This window comes from Kribbella sp. NBC_01510, assembly GCF_045040325.1.
GTDB lineage: Bacteria > Actinomycetota > Actinomycetes > Propionibacteriales > Kribbellaceae > Kribbella.
Window position 1 is genome coordinate 6,661,813 of the sequence record NZ_CP109418.1, and the last position, 13,980, is coordinate 6,675,792.

General features: G+C 68.4%; 13 protein-coding genes. 5 read left to right on the top strand and 8 right to left on the bottom strand.

Annotation, left to right across the window (positions count from 1 at the left end; translation table 11 throughout):
• Positions 1 to 120: 120 nt before the first annotated feature.
• The 3 genes from OG558_RS32935 to OG558_RS32945 are packed head-to-tail and all read left to right on the top strand — an operon-like array spanning position 121 to position 4,072.
• A complete protein-coding gene (locus tag OG558_RS32935; RefSeq protein ID WP_405066463.1) occupies positions 121 to 2,445 on the top strand; it encodes a molybdopterin cofactor-binding domain-containing protein in 2,325 nt (774 codons plus the stop codon).
• A gap of 7 nt (positions 2,446 to 2,452) precedes the next feature.
• A complete protein-coding gene (locus OG558_RS32940) occupies positions 2,453 to 2,929 on the top strand; it encodes a (2Fe-2S)-binding protein (RefSeq protein ID WP_405066464.1) in 477 nt (158 codons plus the stop codon).
• Between the two features lie 6 nt (positions 2,930 to 2,935).
• Complete coding sequence (locus OG558_RS32945) at positions 2,936 to 4,072, top strand: XdhC family protein (protein ID WP_405066465.1); 1,137 nt, start codon at positions 2,936 to 2,938, stop codon at positions 4,070 to 4,072.
• Between the two features lie 4 nt (positions 4,073 to 4,076).
• Here the strand turns inward: OG558_RS32945 and OG558_RS32950 are convergent, their stop codons facing one another.
• Positions 4,077 to 4,916 carry an alpha/beta fold hydrolase gene (locus OG558_RS32950; RefSeq protein ID WP_405066466.1) on the bottom strand — a complete coding sequence of 280 codons (840 nt, stop codon included), beginning with the start codon at positions 4,914 to 4,916 and terminating at the stop codon, positions 4,077 to 4,079.
• Between the two features lie 20 nt (positions 4,917 to 4,936).
• A complete protein-coding gene (locus tag OG558_RS32955; RefSeq protein ID WP_405066467.1) occupies positions 4,937 to 6,358 on the bottom strand; it encodes an FAD-dependent oxidoreductase in 1,422 nt (473 codons plus the stop codon).
• A 180-nt stretch (positions 6,359 to 6,538) separates the two neighbouring features.
• Here OG558_RS32955 and OG558_RS32960 point away from each other — a divergent pair, with 180 nt between their 5' ends.
• Positions 6,539 to 8,650 carry an AAA family ATPase gene (locus OG558_RS32960; RefSeq protein WP_405066468.1) on the top strand — a complete coding sequence of 704 codons (2,112 nt, stop codon included), beginning with the start codon at positions 6,539 to 6,541 and terminating at the stop codon, positions 8,648 to 8,650.
• A gap of 60 nt (positions 8,651 to 8,710) precedes the next feature.
• Here the strand turns inward: OG558_RS32960 and OG558_RS32965 are convergent, their stop codons facing one another.
• Complete coding sequence (locus OG558_RS32965) at positions 8,711 to 9,292, bottom strand: dihydrofolate reductase family protein (protein WP_329477612.1); 582 nt, start codon at positions 9,290 to 9,292, stop codon at positions 8,711 to 8,713.
• Positions 9,293 to 9,447: 155 nt separating this feature from the next.
• Complete coding sequence (locus OG558_RS32970) at positions 9,448 to 9,915, bottom strand: MarR family winged helix-turn-helix transcriptional regulator (protein WP_405066469.1); 468 nt, start codon at positions 9,913 to 9,915, stop codon at positions 9,448 to 9,450.
• A gap of 84 nt (positions 9,916 to 9,999) precedes the next feature.
• Here OG558_RS32970 and OG558_RS32975 point away from each other — a divergent pair, with 84 nt between their 5' ends.
• Positions 10,000 to 10,662, top strand: coding sequence for a hypothetical protein (locus OG558_RS32975; RefSeq protein ID WP_405066470.1), 663 nt, complete (start codon positions 10,000 to 10,002; stop codon positions 10,660 to 10,662).
• A gap of 5 nt (positions 10,663 to 10,667) precedes the next feature.
• Here the strand turns inward: OG558_RS32975 and OG558_RS32980 are convergent, their stop codons facing one another.
• From OG558_RS32980 to OG558_RS32995, 4 genes are all read right to left on the bottom strand, one after another.
• Entirely contained in the window at positions 10,668 to 12,137 is a 1,470-nt protein-coding gene (locus OG558_RS32980) for a glycoside hydrolase family 3 protein (RefSeq protein WP_405066471.1), read from the bottom strand.
• A gap of 48 nt (positions 12,138 to 12,185) precedes the next feature.
• Positions 12,186 to 12,863 (bottom strand): hypothetical protein, encoded by a 678-nt coding sequence (locus OG558_RS32985; protein WP_329477597.1) that lies wholly within the window; start codon positions 12,861 to 12,863, stop codon positions 12,186 to 12,188.
• Positions 12,864 to 13,025: 162 nt separating this feature from the next.
• Positions 13,026 to 13,424: a hypothetical protein gene (locus OG558_RS32990; protein ID WP_405066472.1), complete on the bottom strand. Its 399-nt coding sequence runs from the start codon at positions 13,422 to 13,424 to the stop codon at positions 13,026 to 13,028.
• Between the two features lie 87 nt (positions 13,425 to 13,511).
• A complete protein-coding gene (locus OG558_RS32995) occupies positions 13,512 to 13,874 on the bottom strand; it encodes a hypothetical protein (RefSeq protein WP_405066473.1) in 363 nt (120 codons plus the stop codon).
• Positions 13,875 to 13,980 lie beyond the last annotated feature (106 nt).

Consider the following 13,980-nt stretch of genomic DNA (forward strand, 5'->3'; position numbering starts at 1 on the left):
CCGCCGCTGTGCGTTGTGCACAGTCAGGCTGGGCCAAACGTAGGCGTTCTGGCCATGCCGCGGCAGCTTCCGCGCTGTCAGACTGCGTTCCCAGCATTGGTCGAACACGGAGGAATCTTCATGGCCGAACACCGTCGGTCGCCTGACGAGTCAACAGAGCAGCGCGGCCGGCTGGGGCGCCGTCGGGTCCTCGGGTACCTTCTCGCCGCGCCGACCCTGGCGGTCGGAGTGAGCTGGATCGCCAACACCTCCGACCCCCGGCCGGCGGATGCCGCGGTTCCCTCGCTGCCGCAGCCCGAGGACATCTTCGACCTCGGCGATCTGCAGAACCTCGCGGCCGCGCCCACGTCCGGCCTGATCTCGGTCGAACTGAAGACCGACGGCACCGCGTTCTTCGCCGTACCCAGGGCAGAGGTCGGCCAGGGCGTGACCACATCGATCGCGATGATGGTCGCCGAGGAGCTGGACCTGCCGATGGACAAGATCACCATCGGGCTCGCCGACGCGCGGCCGGAGTTGCTGATGAATCAGCTGACCGGCGGTTCGAACTCGATGCGCAGCATGTACATCCCGGTCCGCACGGCCGCTGCGATCGCTCGGCAACGCCTGGTGGAAACGGCCGCCGCACAGTGCGCCGCAGGCAAGCTGACCACTCGCGATGGTGTGGTGAGTGGGCCGAGCGGACGGACGGCGACGTACGGGTCGTTGGCCAAGGCCGCGGCCAGTTCCCGGACGATCACGGTGTCCGCCGAGCTCAAACCCCAGTCCGAGTTCACCATCCTCGGGCGCCCGCACAACCGCGTCGACGCTCTCGACATCGTCACCGGCCGCAAGCAGTTCGGGCTGGACCTGGAGGTCCCGAACGCCAAGCCGACGATGGTGGCCCGGCCACCGACGATCAACGGCACGGTGAAGGCGGTCAACAATCTCGCCGCCGTACGCGCGATGCCCGGCATCACCGACGTGGTCGCCATCACCCACGGCGTGGCGATCCGGGGCGAGACGTTCGGTCAGTGCATCGACGCCATCCAGGTGGTCGACGCGACCTGGGGCCCGGGGACGGTGGACGACGAGTCCGATGCCACGGTGCTGGCGAAGCTGCGCGCGGCTCAGCTGCCGATGGCCGTGCCGCCGCTGCTGTCGAGCACGATCGACGCCGAGTTCGTCTTCGCCTTCGCCAGCAACAGCCCGCTCGAACCGGACTGCGCGATTGCCGACGTTCGCCCGGACAGCGCGGAGATCTGGGCCAGCCTCAAGGTGCCGATCGTCGCCCAGGAGGACATCGCCAAACGGCTCGGCCTGCCGATCGACGCGGTGAAGGTGCACGTGATCCAGGGCGGTGGCTCGTTCGGCCGGCGCCTGTTCCACGATGTGGCCGCCGAGGCGGCGGAGATCTCCCAGAAGATGGGCAAGCCGGTCAGATTGTCCTGGTCGCGCACGGACAACTTCCGGCAGGGACGCGTCCACCCGATGTGTACGTCGCGCGTGCGAGTGAACTACCTGGCCGGCAATGTGCTCAGCTACGAGCAGCGGCACACCAGTGTGCAGACCGAATTCGGTCACGGGCTCGGCGAGATGATCACCTCGACCGCGGCACACCTGCCGGTCGGCGGCAATCTCTCGTTCGCCGAGACGATCTTCGCGCTGAGCCAGTCATCGCCGTACAACTTCGGCGTCACCACGCAGTTGCTGAACGAGATCCCGTTGGAGTTCAACACCGGCAGCATGCGCAACATCTACTCGCCGAACGTGGTGTGTGCCGAGGAACTCGTGGTCGATCGGCTCGCCGCGAAGCTGGGCCAGGACCCGGTCCGGTTCCGGCGCAACTTCCTCAAGGACCAGCGATTGCTGGCGGTGCTGAACAAGGCCGCCGAGGTCGGCGACTGGGGCAAGACGATGCCGAAAGGCATGGCGCAGGGCGTCGGGCTGCACGCGGAGTACCGCGGCGCGGTCGCGACCCTGGTCGAGATCGACTGCCGGCCGGAGACGGTGAACAGGCCGATTCCGGACGGCGTGAGCGGCCCGCGGGTGACGAAGGCGCTGATCGTGGTCGATCCAGGCTTCTGCATCAACCCCCGCGGGCTGGAAGCCCAGATGATCGGTGGCCTGCAGGACGCCATCGCGCTGGCGCTGACGTCGAGCCTGCACATCAAGAACGGCATGCCTCTCGAGGGCAGTTGGGACAACTACTTCTACACCCGGCAGTGGAACACGCCGCAGGACGTCCAGGTGATCATCATGCCGAACACCAGTGACAATCCCAGCGGCGCCGGCGAGCTGGCGGTGGCACCGGCCTTCGCCGCGATCGCGTGTGCCTACGCCCGCGCCACCGGGACCATGCCGACGTACTTCCCGATCAACCACGGCACGCTCGGCTTCGAGCCGCTGCCGCTGGAGCCGTCCACCCCGCAGTCACCGACCGACGGTCTCGACCACACCTTCTGAGGAAGCCATGGCAACGCACACTTTCAAGCTCAACGGCAAGCAGATCAGCGTCGAGGCCGAGGGCAACGTTCGTCTCCTGTGGGTTCTGCGCGACCTGCTCGGCGTCACCGGCCCGAAGTACGGATGCGCGCTCGAGGTCTGCAAGTCCTGCACCTCGCACATCAACGGCAAGGCGTTCAACCCGTGCTCCGTGCAGGTCAAGGACATCGAGCCGGCCGACGAGATCACGACCATCGAGGGTCTGCCGGCGACCGTCGGCAAGGACCTGCACCCGATGCAGCAGGCCTGGCTCGACCATGACGTCGCCCAGTGCGGCTACTGCCAGCCCGGCCAGATCATGGCGGCCGTGGCCAAGGTCAAACAGGCCCGCGCGGAGGGCCACGAGATCACCGACGCGGACCTGGACGAGCTGCGCAACATCTGCCGGTGTGGCACCTACTCCCGGATCCGCGACGCCGTCAAGGCCGGCGCCGAGAACATGTGAGGCGACGTGCGTGACCTGCTCCCGCACCTCCGGCAGTGGTACGCCGATGGCGCGCCGTTCGCCGTGGCCACCGTGATCGACACGTTCCGCTCGGCGCCTCGCCAACCGGGCGCGGCGATGGCGGTGTCCGGCGACGGCCTTGTGGTAGGCAGCGTGTCCGGCGGCTGTGTTGAAGGCGACGTGTACGAGGTGGCTCGTGAGGTCATCAAGACCGGCCTACCGACTGTGCGGCGGTACGGCGTCTCCGACGATGATGTCTTCGCTGTGGGCCTGACCTGTGGGGGAGTGATCGAGGTCTTGGTGCAGCCGGTCGACCTGGCCGCGTTCACCGAGTTCGATGCGATTGCCGACGCGGTCGACTCAGGTCGGCCGGTCGCTGTCGCGACCGTGGTCACGACCGGAGAGCGCCTGGGGCAGCGGTTGATCGTCTGGCCGGACGGAGTCACTGGCAGTCTCGGTGACTCGGGCCTGGACGCCGCCGTCGTCGAGGACGCCGTGGCCATGCTCGACCAGGGGGCCACCGCGATCCGGTACTACGGCGCGCAGGGGGAGTGTCAGCGTGCCGAGATCGCAGTGTTCGTCCAGGCGTTCACGCCCCCGCCGCGGATGTTCGTGTTCGGCGCGATCGATTTCGCGGCCGCTGTGGCTCGGGTCGGCAAGTTTCTCGGCTACCACGTGACGGTGTGTGATGCGCGCGGAGTGTTCGCCACTCGGCAGCGCTTCCCCGAGGCGGACGAGGTGGTGGTGTGCTGGCCCCACCGTTTCCTCGCGGAGGCGCTCGAACAGGGCGTGGTGGATCGGCGCAGCGTGTTGTGTGTGCTGACCCACGACCCGAAGTTCGACGTGCCGTTGCTGGAAGTGGCGTTGCGCACCGACGCCGGCTACATCGGCGCGATGGGATCGCGCCGTACTCACGAGGATCGGCTGTCCCGGTTGCGAGCGGCGGGTGTGACTGACGCAGAGTTCGCCCGGCTGTCGTCACCCACCGGTTTGGATCTGGGCGCGCGGACGCCTGAGGAGACCGCGATCTCCATCGCGGCGGAGATCATCGCAGCACGATCCTCGGCCAGCGGACAGCGCCTGTCGACGACCACGGGACGGATCCACGGCGAAACCGCGGGATGGGCCGCAGGCGTGGCGTAGACGATCAGGAGTACGCCGCTGTGGGAGCAGGAAGGCTGGTCAGGAAGTCGAGCAGCAGGGCGTTCACCTGGCCGGGTGCGTCGAGTTGTGCCCAGTGGCCGATGCCGTTGATCCGCTCGTACCGCCATGGGGCGTCGATGAAAGCTGCGGTGCCTGTCAGCGCCTTTTCGGTGATGGCAAGATCTTCGCTGCTCCAGATCCCCATGGTCGGTGCCTGGATGCGCGGGAGCTCGGTCGAAGGCCGGATCAGCGATTCCGGTGGCAGGATCGCCCGGTACACGGCGAGACTCGCGGTGAGGGCCTCGGGGTCGCGGAGGTGCGCGATGACGGAGTCGATGTCCGGGTGCCGGCTCCAGTTGCGCAGGTTGGCGAAGTCGTCGGCCGCGAGCCAGCGTTCGGCGATGCCCGGGAACTGGAACAGCAGCATGTACCAGGACTTCTCGCGTTGTTCCCAGCCTGCGGCGGCGAACGCGGCCGGGTGGCCGACCGACAGGCAGGTCAGGCTGGCGACCCGTTCGGGCGACAGTGCCGCGAGTACGGCGCCGATCGCACCACCCCAGTCGTGGCCGACGACGTGGGCCGGGCCTGTCCCGAGGACGTCGAGGAGCCCGATCAGGTCACTGACCATCTGCATCATTCCGTAGCTCGCGACGGTGCCGGGTTTGTCGGACTGACCGAAGCCGCGGAGATCGGGCGCGATGGTTCGGTAGCCGGCCTCGCCGAGGGCGGTGATCTGGTGGCGCCAGACCTCGTGGCTGTCGGGCCAGCCGTGGAGCAGGAGGACGGGCTCGCCGTCGCCGACGTCCGCTACCTCGAGGATTGTTCCGTTGATGTCCAAGCGCATGGCGAACTCCTTCAGTGGCGTCAGCGTGCGGTGGCGATAGTGGCGAGGAGTTCTGCGCGGTTGGGGCCAGGGGTTGGGTATTGGGGGGCGTTGGCGCCGAGCGTGAGGACCTTGGCGACCATGCCGGGTGCTGCCAGTGCCTCCGGGGGAGTGCAGAGCATCGACGCGACGGACACGTAGGCACGCAGTACGTCGGGATCTTGGGGCGCCGCCGCGTACAGCGCTTTGGTCATCGCCCAGCTCGCGTCGGATGTCTGGTAGGTCTCGCCGGCCACATCGGCGGCGATCTCGTTCAGGCGGTGCCGATCGAAGGCGAGGGTCATCCGGTACAGCGGGGTGACAGTGCTCTCGGTGATCTCGTCGAACCGGCGTACGAGCTTCTCCGGCTGGTCCGGGCCGACGTCGCGGAGCAGATCGCGGAGTACGCAGGCGTGCAGCATCCCGATCGACGCGCCGCGCCCGAGCGACGGGTTGGTGCACGCCCACGCGTCGCCGATCGCGACGAGCCCGGTGACCACCGGTTCGCCGTCGACAACGTACCGGTGGTAGCGGTCCTCGATACCGGAGATCACCTGGACGTCGGTGATCGGGTCGGCCTCGCCCCACTGGGCGGCGGTCGGGTAGAGCTTCAGCGCGGCCTGCCAGGCAGAGGCGTCGCGCAGCCCGCGCAACTGCTTGTCCCGGGCGGACGTGGTGAACCCGACGCCCCACGTGTTGTTGTCCGCGGGAAGGGTCAGGACCGACAGGCTGTCGAAGTGCTGGAGCAGTGGGCCAAGGACCGCGGGACGGGACCCGTCGGTCGAACGGAAGTGGCGGGCGTAGTACACGAATCCCGAATCCTCGCGCTCCTCGTGGGGGCGGCGGCCGCCGGCGGACTCGATCATCGCGCCGACCGGCGACCGCCGGCCGGTCGCGTCGACGACGAGATCGGCACGGAGTACTGCGCCGCCGTCGATCACGACACCGGTCACGTGTGGTGCCGCTGCGATGATTGCGGGCCCGGTGAGCAATCCGGTGACCTTGACACCGCGGCGGATCGAGACAGCGTGGGTCCGCTGCGCGACGGTTGCGGCTGCTGCCTCCAGGACCGGGCGCCGGGCGGTCACCGTCTCGAACCGCTCGTCGCCGTCGCGCCGGCCGCCGGTCACGGTGGCGGGCAGTTGGTCGAACACGTTCAGGCGGGAGCCGCCGAAGGCGATCAACTGATCCAGCACGGCCGGCAGTTCGCGCTGCATCAGCGTTCGCCAGCGCGGCAGCATGAAGTGCAACTGGCGGAACTGGTTGACGCCTGGTCGTTGCCACTCGAGCCAGACGTTCTCGGCATCGTTGCCGGGCGGGGCCTCGTCGCGTTCCAGGATCGTGACGCTGTGGCCGTCGCGGGCCAGGAGCATCGCGGTGACCAGGCCGTTCAGGCCGGCGCCCAGTACGAGGATTTCCGCCATGTCGCACCTCCGGAGCTGTCTCAGTGCGGGCAGCGTGCGGCATCGACCTGCTCACCTTCCAGACCAATCACTGTCCAATCGCTGTCCGAACGCCGTACGAGCTGTCCGTCCGTCTTGACCGCCGGCCGGGCGAGGGGCAGGTTGGACTGAGGGTGCTCGGAGTGCCGGAGGGGGTGGCGCATGACGAGCCGTGGCAAGTCGACGCCGGCGGCAGAGCTCGGTGCGATCACGGTTGCCGATCGGCTTCGGCAGGCGCGGCGCCGCCGGTTCGTGGGGCGGACCGGTGAACTCGAGCTGTTCCGGACAGCGTTGACGCCGGGCGAGTCCGGCTTCGCTGTGTTGTTCGTTCACGGTCCGGGTGGGATCGGGAAGACCACCTTGCTCGGCGCTCTCGCCGAGGCCGCTGAGGAGGCGAATGCCACGGCGGTGCGGCTGGACGCCCGGACGATCGAGCCGTCGCCGCCCGCGTTCTACGCCGCACTCGGCGCGGCTCTCGGCGTATCGGACCGAGCAGCACCACTGGAGAGCCTCGCCGCGCGCCCGCGCCCGATTCTCTTCATCGACACCTACGAGCAGTTGATGCCGCTGGACAACTGGCTGCGGGAGGAGTTCCTGCCGGCGCTTCCCGCGGACGCGCTGGTCGTGGCGGCCGGGCGGACGCCGCCGTCGCCGCAGTGGGCCAGCGATCCCGGCTGGGGCGAGCTGCTGCGAGTGGTTGCCCTGCGCAACCTGCAACCCGACGACGCGCGCGCCTACCTGCGCGCCGCGGGTGTGCCCGAGGACTTGCATGGACGGGTGCTCGAGATGACGCACGGTCATCCGCTCGCACTGTCCCTGTTGGTGGATGTCGTCGAGCAGCACCGAGGTGCCCTCGCGCCGGGCCTGTCCCTGCAGGAGACGCCGGACGTGGTTCGGGTGCTGCTCGAGCACTTCGTCGAGTGGGTCCCCAGCCCACGGCACCGGGAAGCGTTGGAGGCGTGCGCGCACGCCCGGTTCACCACGGAAGACCTGCTGCGCACTGCGCTCGGTGGCGACGACGCGCATGAGTTGTTCGGCTGGCTGCGTGGTCTGTCGTTCATCGAGGAGGACCAGTACGGCGTGTTCCCGCATGATGTGGCGCGGGATGTCCTCGACGCGGACCTGCGCTGGCGGGACCGTGCGTCGTACGCCGACCTGCACCGGCGGGTACGGCGGCACCTGGTGGAACAGGCCCGTCGTACGACGGGCCTGGAACAGCACCGGTGGTCCGCCGACATCATCTTCCTGCACCGCAACAACCCGCTGATGAGGAGCTTCTGGGACTGGGAGACGTTCGGCCAGGCGTTCCCGGACGAGCTCCGCGACGAGGACCGGGCTCCGATCCTCGCGATGACCAGGCGGCACCAGGGAGTCGAGCAGGCCGAGCTTGTGGCGCACTGGGTGGAGCATCCGGCGGCGAAGTTCGTGGCCTTCCGGGCCGGTGCCGGTGACCCGATCGGCTACGCCGGGGAGATCAACCTGGAGCAGGCCGGCGAATCCGACCTCGCCGCCGACCCCGCCGCCGCGGCGATCTGGGAGTACGCACAGCGACACGGCCCGCCGCGCCCGGGCGAGACCGTCTACGCGGCCAGGTTCTTCATGGATCGCGAGGCCTACCAGAAGCCGTCGGCGTCGAACAACGTGATCACCGCACGGCATGTCCAGCACGTGCTCACCAGTCCGGGACTGTCCTGGGACTTCATTGCGTGTTTCGAGGACGCGGCATTCTGGGAGCCCTTCTTCGCCTACATCGATTACCACCGGGCCCACGAGGCGGAGTACGACATCGGCGGTCACCACTACGCCGTGTACGCCCACGACTTCCGGCGGCTGGGGCCGTTGGACTGGCTGGAGCTGATGGCCGATCGGGAGATCGGCGCCCCTGCCGGACCGCCAACCGGCGCCGACCCGGAGCTGGTGCTCTCGCAGCCCGAATTCGCCCACGCGGTCCGTGCCGCCCTGCGGTCGCTGCACCGGCCGGACCGGCTCGCCGGCAATCCGCTCCTGCGCTCCAGGCTGGTCCGTGACCACGGAGACTCATCCGCCGACACGCTTCGTACCCTCGTCCTGGAGGCCGCCGAGTCACTCCGGGCCGACCCGCGTGACGACAGACCCTTCCGGGCTGTCGACCGCACCTTCCTCCGGCCCGCCGCCACCCAGGAACGCGCAGCGGAGGTGCTCGGCCTGCCGTTCACCACCTACCGCCGCCAGCTCGCCCGGGGCGTCGACCGCATCATCGACTGGCTGTGGGCGCGCGAAGTCCATGGCCCGTAGGGGCGCACCGCCCGGAGCTCACCGAGCCGCCCTGGAAGTTGCTATGGGCAAATACCAGACTCACACGTGGAGGGTGGGGCGGTAGGTGAGCTCTTGGGTGCGGCCGTCGAGGGTCCGGCTCTCGAGCAGTTCGAGGTCGAAGTCCGCGGCGCCCTGGAAGATCGGCTGCACCCCGGTCTGACCGGCGATCACCGGGAAGAGCGTTACCTGGATGCGGTCGACCAGGCCGGCGGCCATCAGCGCGCGGTTCAGGGACAGGCTGCCGTGGGAGCGCAGCGGCACGTCGGACTCCTCCTTGAGCCGGGTGACGACGTCGACGGCGTCACCGCTCACGACGGTCGCGTCCGGCCAGTCGAGGGGTCCTTCGAGTGTCGTCGACACCACCGTTGCCGGCAGGCTTCTCATCCGGGTGACCCAAGGGTCGCGGACCTCGGACTCCGCGGTGCTCGAGGCCAGCATCTGCGCGAAGGCCCGATACGTGGTGGCTCCGAAGATCATCCGCTGCTCCGCGCCGTACACGGCAAGGCGATGCTCGAGCAACTCGGGGCCTTGCTTGCCCCAGTAGCCGCCCCAGTCGCCGCCGTCGTACGAGCCGAAGCCGTCGAGGCTGGAGAAGATGTCGAAGGTGTAGGTCGCGGTCATGATGTCCTCCTTGCGTACGGCGGCGCCCTCGCGGCGGCCGCTCACCCCTGCTACGAAGACAGCGGCCCCGATCCGACACCGCCTCCCTTCTCAGGAGCTCGCGACCAGGTGGTTTCTGGTGAGGGTGGCGGAGTCATGGTTGTCATGGCGCACGCTCAGCTTTTGGGCGGCTCGGGTGCGAGGAGCTTCGCCATCAACGCGATGAACTGACGGCGTTGCGCGGCGGTCAGGGGCTCCAGGACCTGCTCCTGGATGTCGTCGATGACCTCGTCGAGTTCCAGGAGTTGGGCGACTCCCGCCGGCGTGATGGTGACGATGTTGCGGCGCTTGTGCCCGGGGTCGACAGTCCGCTCGACGAGCTGGCGCGACTCGAGCTCGGTCAGAGCCGCCGTGACGTCGCTGCGATCGATCCCGGTCCCGCGGCCCAGCTCGGCCTGGCTCGCGGGTCCCCACTCCTCGAGCGCGGCCAGCAGGCGGTAGTGGTAGCTGCGAAGTCCGCGGCCGTGCGACTCGAACCCGGCGGCGAGGAGACCCGACGAGCGCGCGAAGGTCCGGCTGATGAGCCAGGTCGGACGATCCTTGACGCGGGCGGGAGTACGGCTCGGCGGGTGATCCATCGGCATGAGCCGACGATATCAGTTGTTGGCGCGGCCAACACTTGCTATGTTGGCAACACCAACACTCAATCTCTCCGGGGAGACCGGCTCATGGACGCATCAAGCGCCAGCATTCTGATCATCGGCAGGAGCCCGAGCGTGATTCTCGAGGCCGCCGGCATCCTGCGGGACAAGGGCTTCCACGCCGACGCGACCAACCAGTTCGACGAGGTGCTGACGGCGTACGACACCACGCAGTTCGACGTCGTCGTGTTCGGCGGAATGGTTCCGCCCGCCACCAAGCGGTACCTCAGGGAGGAGATCTCCAAGGGCAACGGTCACGTCACCTTCGTGCAGGGTCTCGGCGGCATCGCAGGGCTTGTCGCGGCCCAGGTCGAGGGCGCGATGTCGACCGCCCAGGACGACAATGACGTGGCCTATGACACGACTCGGCGGACGGTGCGGCTCACCCTGAAGGAGCCGTCCCGAGTGGTCGTCGAGGCTTGGTGGGCCACGTCGTTCACGCCACCCGAACCAACGAGCACGTCGATGCGCGTAGTCGACTCCCACTTCGATGCGGGGGAGCACCTCATCCCGCTCCCCGCCGACGTGCCGACCGTCGCGTCGTTCGTCACCGTGTCCGCCGGGCCGGCCGTTCGCGCCTTCACCGTCGGCGCGATGCCGGAGGCAGTACGCCGCATGGTCCCAACCGGCGACCCGACCGAGCCGCCCGCCCTCCCGCCGGTCCAAGCGGTAGCGACCCACACCAACTGACCTGGTTATGAACCCAGCAACCGGTGGGCGGCGGTCCGGGCGCAGACTGGGGCGCTGCCGAAGGTCTGGATCCAGCCGGCGAAGGCGGAGTAGTCCGTGCCGGGGACGCCCATGTCGACGACGATCAGGTCGGGGTGCTGGGTCTGCAACTCGCCGATGAGTTTCTCCTGCCAGTCGAAGCGGTGTGCGCCCCTGACCAGCAGTACGACTTGGCTGTCCGCGCCGTACTCCGACCGGAACTCGCCGACGCCGGCCCGAGCCATCCCGGGTCCGTTGTAGGTCTGCCCCGACAAACCGATGCTCTCGACAACCTTTCCGGCGTCGCGCAGCAGTTGCTCGACACCCCAGCCCGCCGAGCCGGCGGCGGGGGAGTGGGTCGGTTCCAGCCGGATGATCAGTACGGCGTTGCTCCGCAGTACGGGGTCCCCGTGAGTCACCGCCACCTGGTCCGCGAGCCGCTGACCGAGCGCGTTGTCCCGCAGCGCGACATCTGCCTTCGGGCGCGTCCCCAATCGAGCCAGTCGCTCGTTGGCGCTCCGCAACCGCTCCACCGGCAACCGTCCACTCTCGACCGCCTCGACCAGAGCGGCGGCCGCCACGTCCACGTCGTCGAGGAACGCCCACGCTCCAAGGCAGAGCGCGTCAGCCCCGGCCTCGATCGCACGTACGGCGGCCTCCGCCAACGGCGCCACGTCGGCGATCCCGTACATCTCCAGGGCGTCGGTGATCACCACCCCGTCGTACCCGAGCTGTCCGCGGAGGATGTCGGTGAGGAGCACCTTGCTGATCGTCGACGGTACGTCGTCCACCTGCGGCACCAGATCGTGCGACACCATGATGCTGTCGACGCCGGCCGCGATCGCGGCCCGGAATGGATTGAGATAGCTGTCCAGCAGCTCAGCGCGGGAGACGTCGACGAGTGGGGTCGCGAGGTGCGCATCCGTACCGCTGAGACCGTGGCCCGGGTAGTGCTTGGCGCAGGCGCTGACGCCGGCTGCCTGCAGGCCTTTCACCCAGGCAGCGGTGTGCCGGCTGACCACGTCGCGGTCGGAGCCGAAGCAGCGGATTCCGTTCGGGCTCATCGGGTTGACTGCGGTGTCGACCGCCGGGGCCAGGTCCCAGTCGATCCCTGCCTCGACCAGTGACAGGCCGATCTGGAAGGCTGCCTGGCGGGTCAGCTCGAGGTCGTCCAGCTCGCCGAGCGCCCGGTTGCCGGGCATCGAGAATCCGCCGTGGTTCTCCAGCCGGGTGACGTCGCCGCCTTCCTCGTCGATCGACAGCAGCACGTGGTCACGCAGCCCGTGCAGCTCCGCAGCCAGCCGCTGGAACTGGTCGCCGTCGACGATGTCCTTGCCGAAGATCACGAAGCCGCCGAGGCCGGCCTCGATCCGCGGTCCCACCCAGTTCGGCAGCTTGGGCCGACCGAGCGCGGGGAACAGTACGCCGTACGCGAGCCGGTCGAGCTCTGAGTTCACAAACATCCTCCGGTGGCTCATCCCTCGACGGCGCCGCTGGTGACACCATCATGACGGGCTCTCCGTCTGCTCGGCGGCGACTTCACGGGTTGGACGAGTGACGAGGATGACTACGCTGACGACGAGAACCCAAACGGGAAACACCAGTTGGGTCCACTTGTGTTCACCGGCTGCCACAATCAGCGTCAGTGCGACGAGACATCCGAGGATCACCAGCCACCGGGGGAAGGCTGAAGTGCGCAGACCCGCGGTAGTCACCGAGAGGGTGAACACTGCGGCCATGCGCATGGCGTAGACGGAAATGAGCCCCTGTGTGCTGGTGCGGCCGAACGCCCAGAGGTCGGCGTTGATGTCCGGTCCCGCGAGCATTGCCGTCATGCTGGACGCATTGACGGCGCCAATGAAGAGCATGGCCAGGAAGAGGAGCCCACTGCCCAGGAAGACGGTGGAGAACAGCCGGTCCTCGACGTCGCCGAGCTGATCACGAATGACGCCGATGAACCACAGAAAGGCGATTCCGGCAAACGGCACGAGCTGGAGGCTGATCCCGATCAGCCTCCGGCGCGCTGCGTCGGATTGGAGCGACTGAAGGCTGTCCGCGGACAGTGCGAGGCGGACCATCGTCAACGCTGCCAGGAGCAGGATCGCAAACACGATGCCTGCGACGGCTGCTGACCGTCGACTTCGCCAGAATCGTGCCTCCAGCCTCGGTGCGTCGGCGTTCACATCGTCACTGCCTGTGCAGCCGGCTGAGAGGCTTGCCGAAGCCCCTCAAGCCACGCGAACCCACGTGATCGAACCATGTGCCCCTCCCCGTTCGTCAAGCTACGCCGAAGCGGCATCCACAGGCAACGGACCGCCGAATTGCTGCGCTCGCTGGGTGAGGTTTCAGGCGATCGGTGCCGGGTGGTCCAGCGTGCGACGCGAATGCAGGCTGTGGCGTGACCAGACGATGATCGAGGCGAAGAAGAGGAGTGAGAAGCCGACCAGCAGTGGCCATGCGAGTGGCTTCGAGGAGTCGAGTTGGTCGTGCGCCCGGAGGGTGGCGAGCAGGATGGAGCCGACCATCAGGATCTCGACCTCGAGCATTCGCCGTGGCGTCGACCAGCGGGGGTCGCTCCAGATGCCGATTCCGGCGCCGCCCAGGCAGCACACGGCTGCCAGGGTGCGGCAGGACAGCGGGGTGAGGGTCCATGGCCACACGTCCAGGAAGGTCGAGGGCGAGATGAACATGGCGGCCCCCTGGATCAGCGCGAGTACGCCGATGGCTGTGACGGCGGCACGCACAGCTGGAGCGACCAGGTCGCCGCTCGCGGGGTCGGCGTACCTCCGATTCGCGAGCCATGCACCGAGAACGAGGAGCGGGGCGGTGAACTAGAGGGCGGACCAGATCCAGAAGGCGGGGTTGTCATGGGTGAACTTGTTCCACTGCAGCACCGTCGCGACACCGAGGAGCGTCGCGAACAGCGTGACTGACAAGAAGCCGGGCGAGAGGACGTGCCATCGTCGCTCGAGGGCTGCCCGGACGAAGAAGTAGGCGCCGCCGAGGTACGCCGACGCGAGGACCATGGCGGTCATGGTCGGGTGCAGCGGCCACGCCCACAGCCGCGCGGTGTGCTGAGGGAACAGGTACAGAATCACGAATCCCGCGACCAGGAACGGCACGATGCACAGCGACACGACCCGTGTGTACACCAGCACACGGTCGTCGGCGGTTGGTCCAGCACTCGTCTTCATCAGCGCCCTCGTCCTCGACGATCGACCGGGCGGTCACGCGCGTCAAGGGGGATGAGCGGGCACGTGAGCGACCGGTAACGTCGAGCAGAGGCGGCGGGGTCAGTGG

What these genes read in the sequence shown, in the direction of transcription:
- OG558_RS32935 (WP_405066463.1), top strand. Translation starts at nt 121, where the DNA reads ATGGCCGAACACCGTCGGTCGCCTGACGAGTCAACAGAGCAGCGCGGC.
- OG558_RS32940 (WP_405066464.1), top strand. Translation starts at nt 2,453, where the DNA reads ATGGCAACGCACACTTTCAAGCTCAACGGCAAGCAGATCAGCGTCGAG.
- OG558_RS32950 (WP_405066466.1), bottom strand. Translation starts at nt 4,916, where the DNA reads ATGCGCTTGGACATCAACGGAACAATCCTCGAGGTAGCGGACGTCGGC.
- OG558_RS32955 (WP_405066467.1), bottom strand. Translation starts at nt 6,358, where the DNA reads ATGGCGGAAATCCTCGTACTGGGCGCCGGCCTGAACGGCCTGGTCACC.
- OG558_RS32960 (WP_405066468.1), top strand. Translation starts at nt 6,539, where the DNA reads ATGACGAGCCGTGGCAAGTCGACGCCGGCGGCAGAGCTCGGTGCGATC.
- OG558_RS32965 (WP_329477612.1), bottom strand. Translation starts at nt 9,292, where the DNA reads ATGACCGCGACCTACACCTTCGACATCTTCTCCAGCCTCGACGGCTTC.
- OG558_RS32970 (WP_405066469.1), bottom strand. Translation starts at nt 9,915, where the DNA reads ATGCCGATGGATCACCCGCCGAGCCGTACTCCCGCCCGCGTCAAGGAT.
- OG558_RS32975 (WP_405066470.1), top strand. Translation starts at nt 10,000, where the DNA reads ATGGACGCATCAAGCGCCAGCATTCTGATCATCGGCAGGAGCCCGAGC.
- OG558_RS32995 (WP_405066473.1), bottom strand. Translation starts at nt 13,874, where the DNA reads ATGAAGACGAGTGCTGGACCAACCGCCGACGACCGTGTGCTGGTGTAC.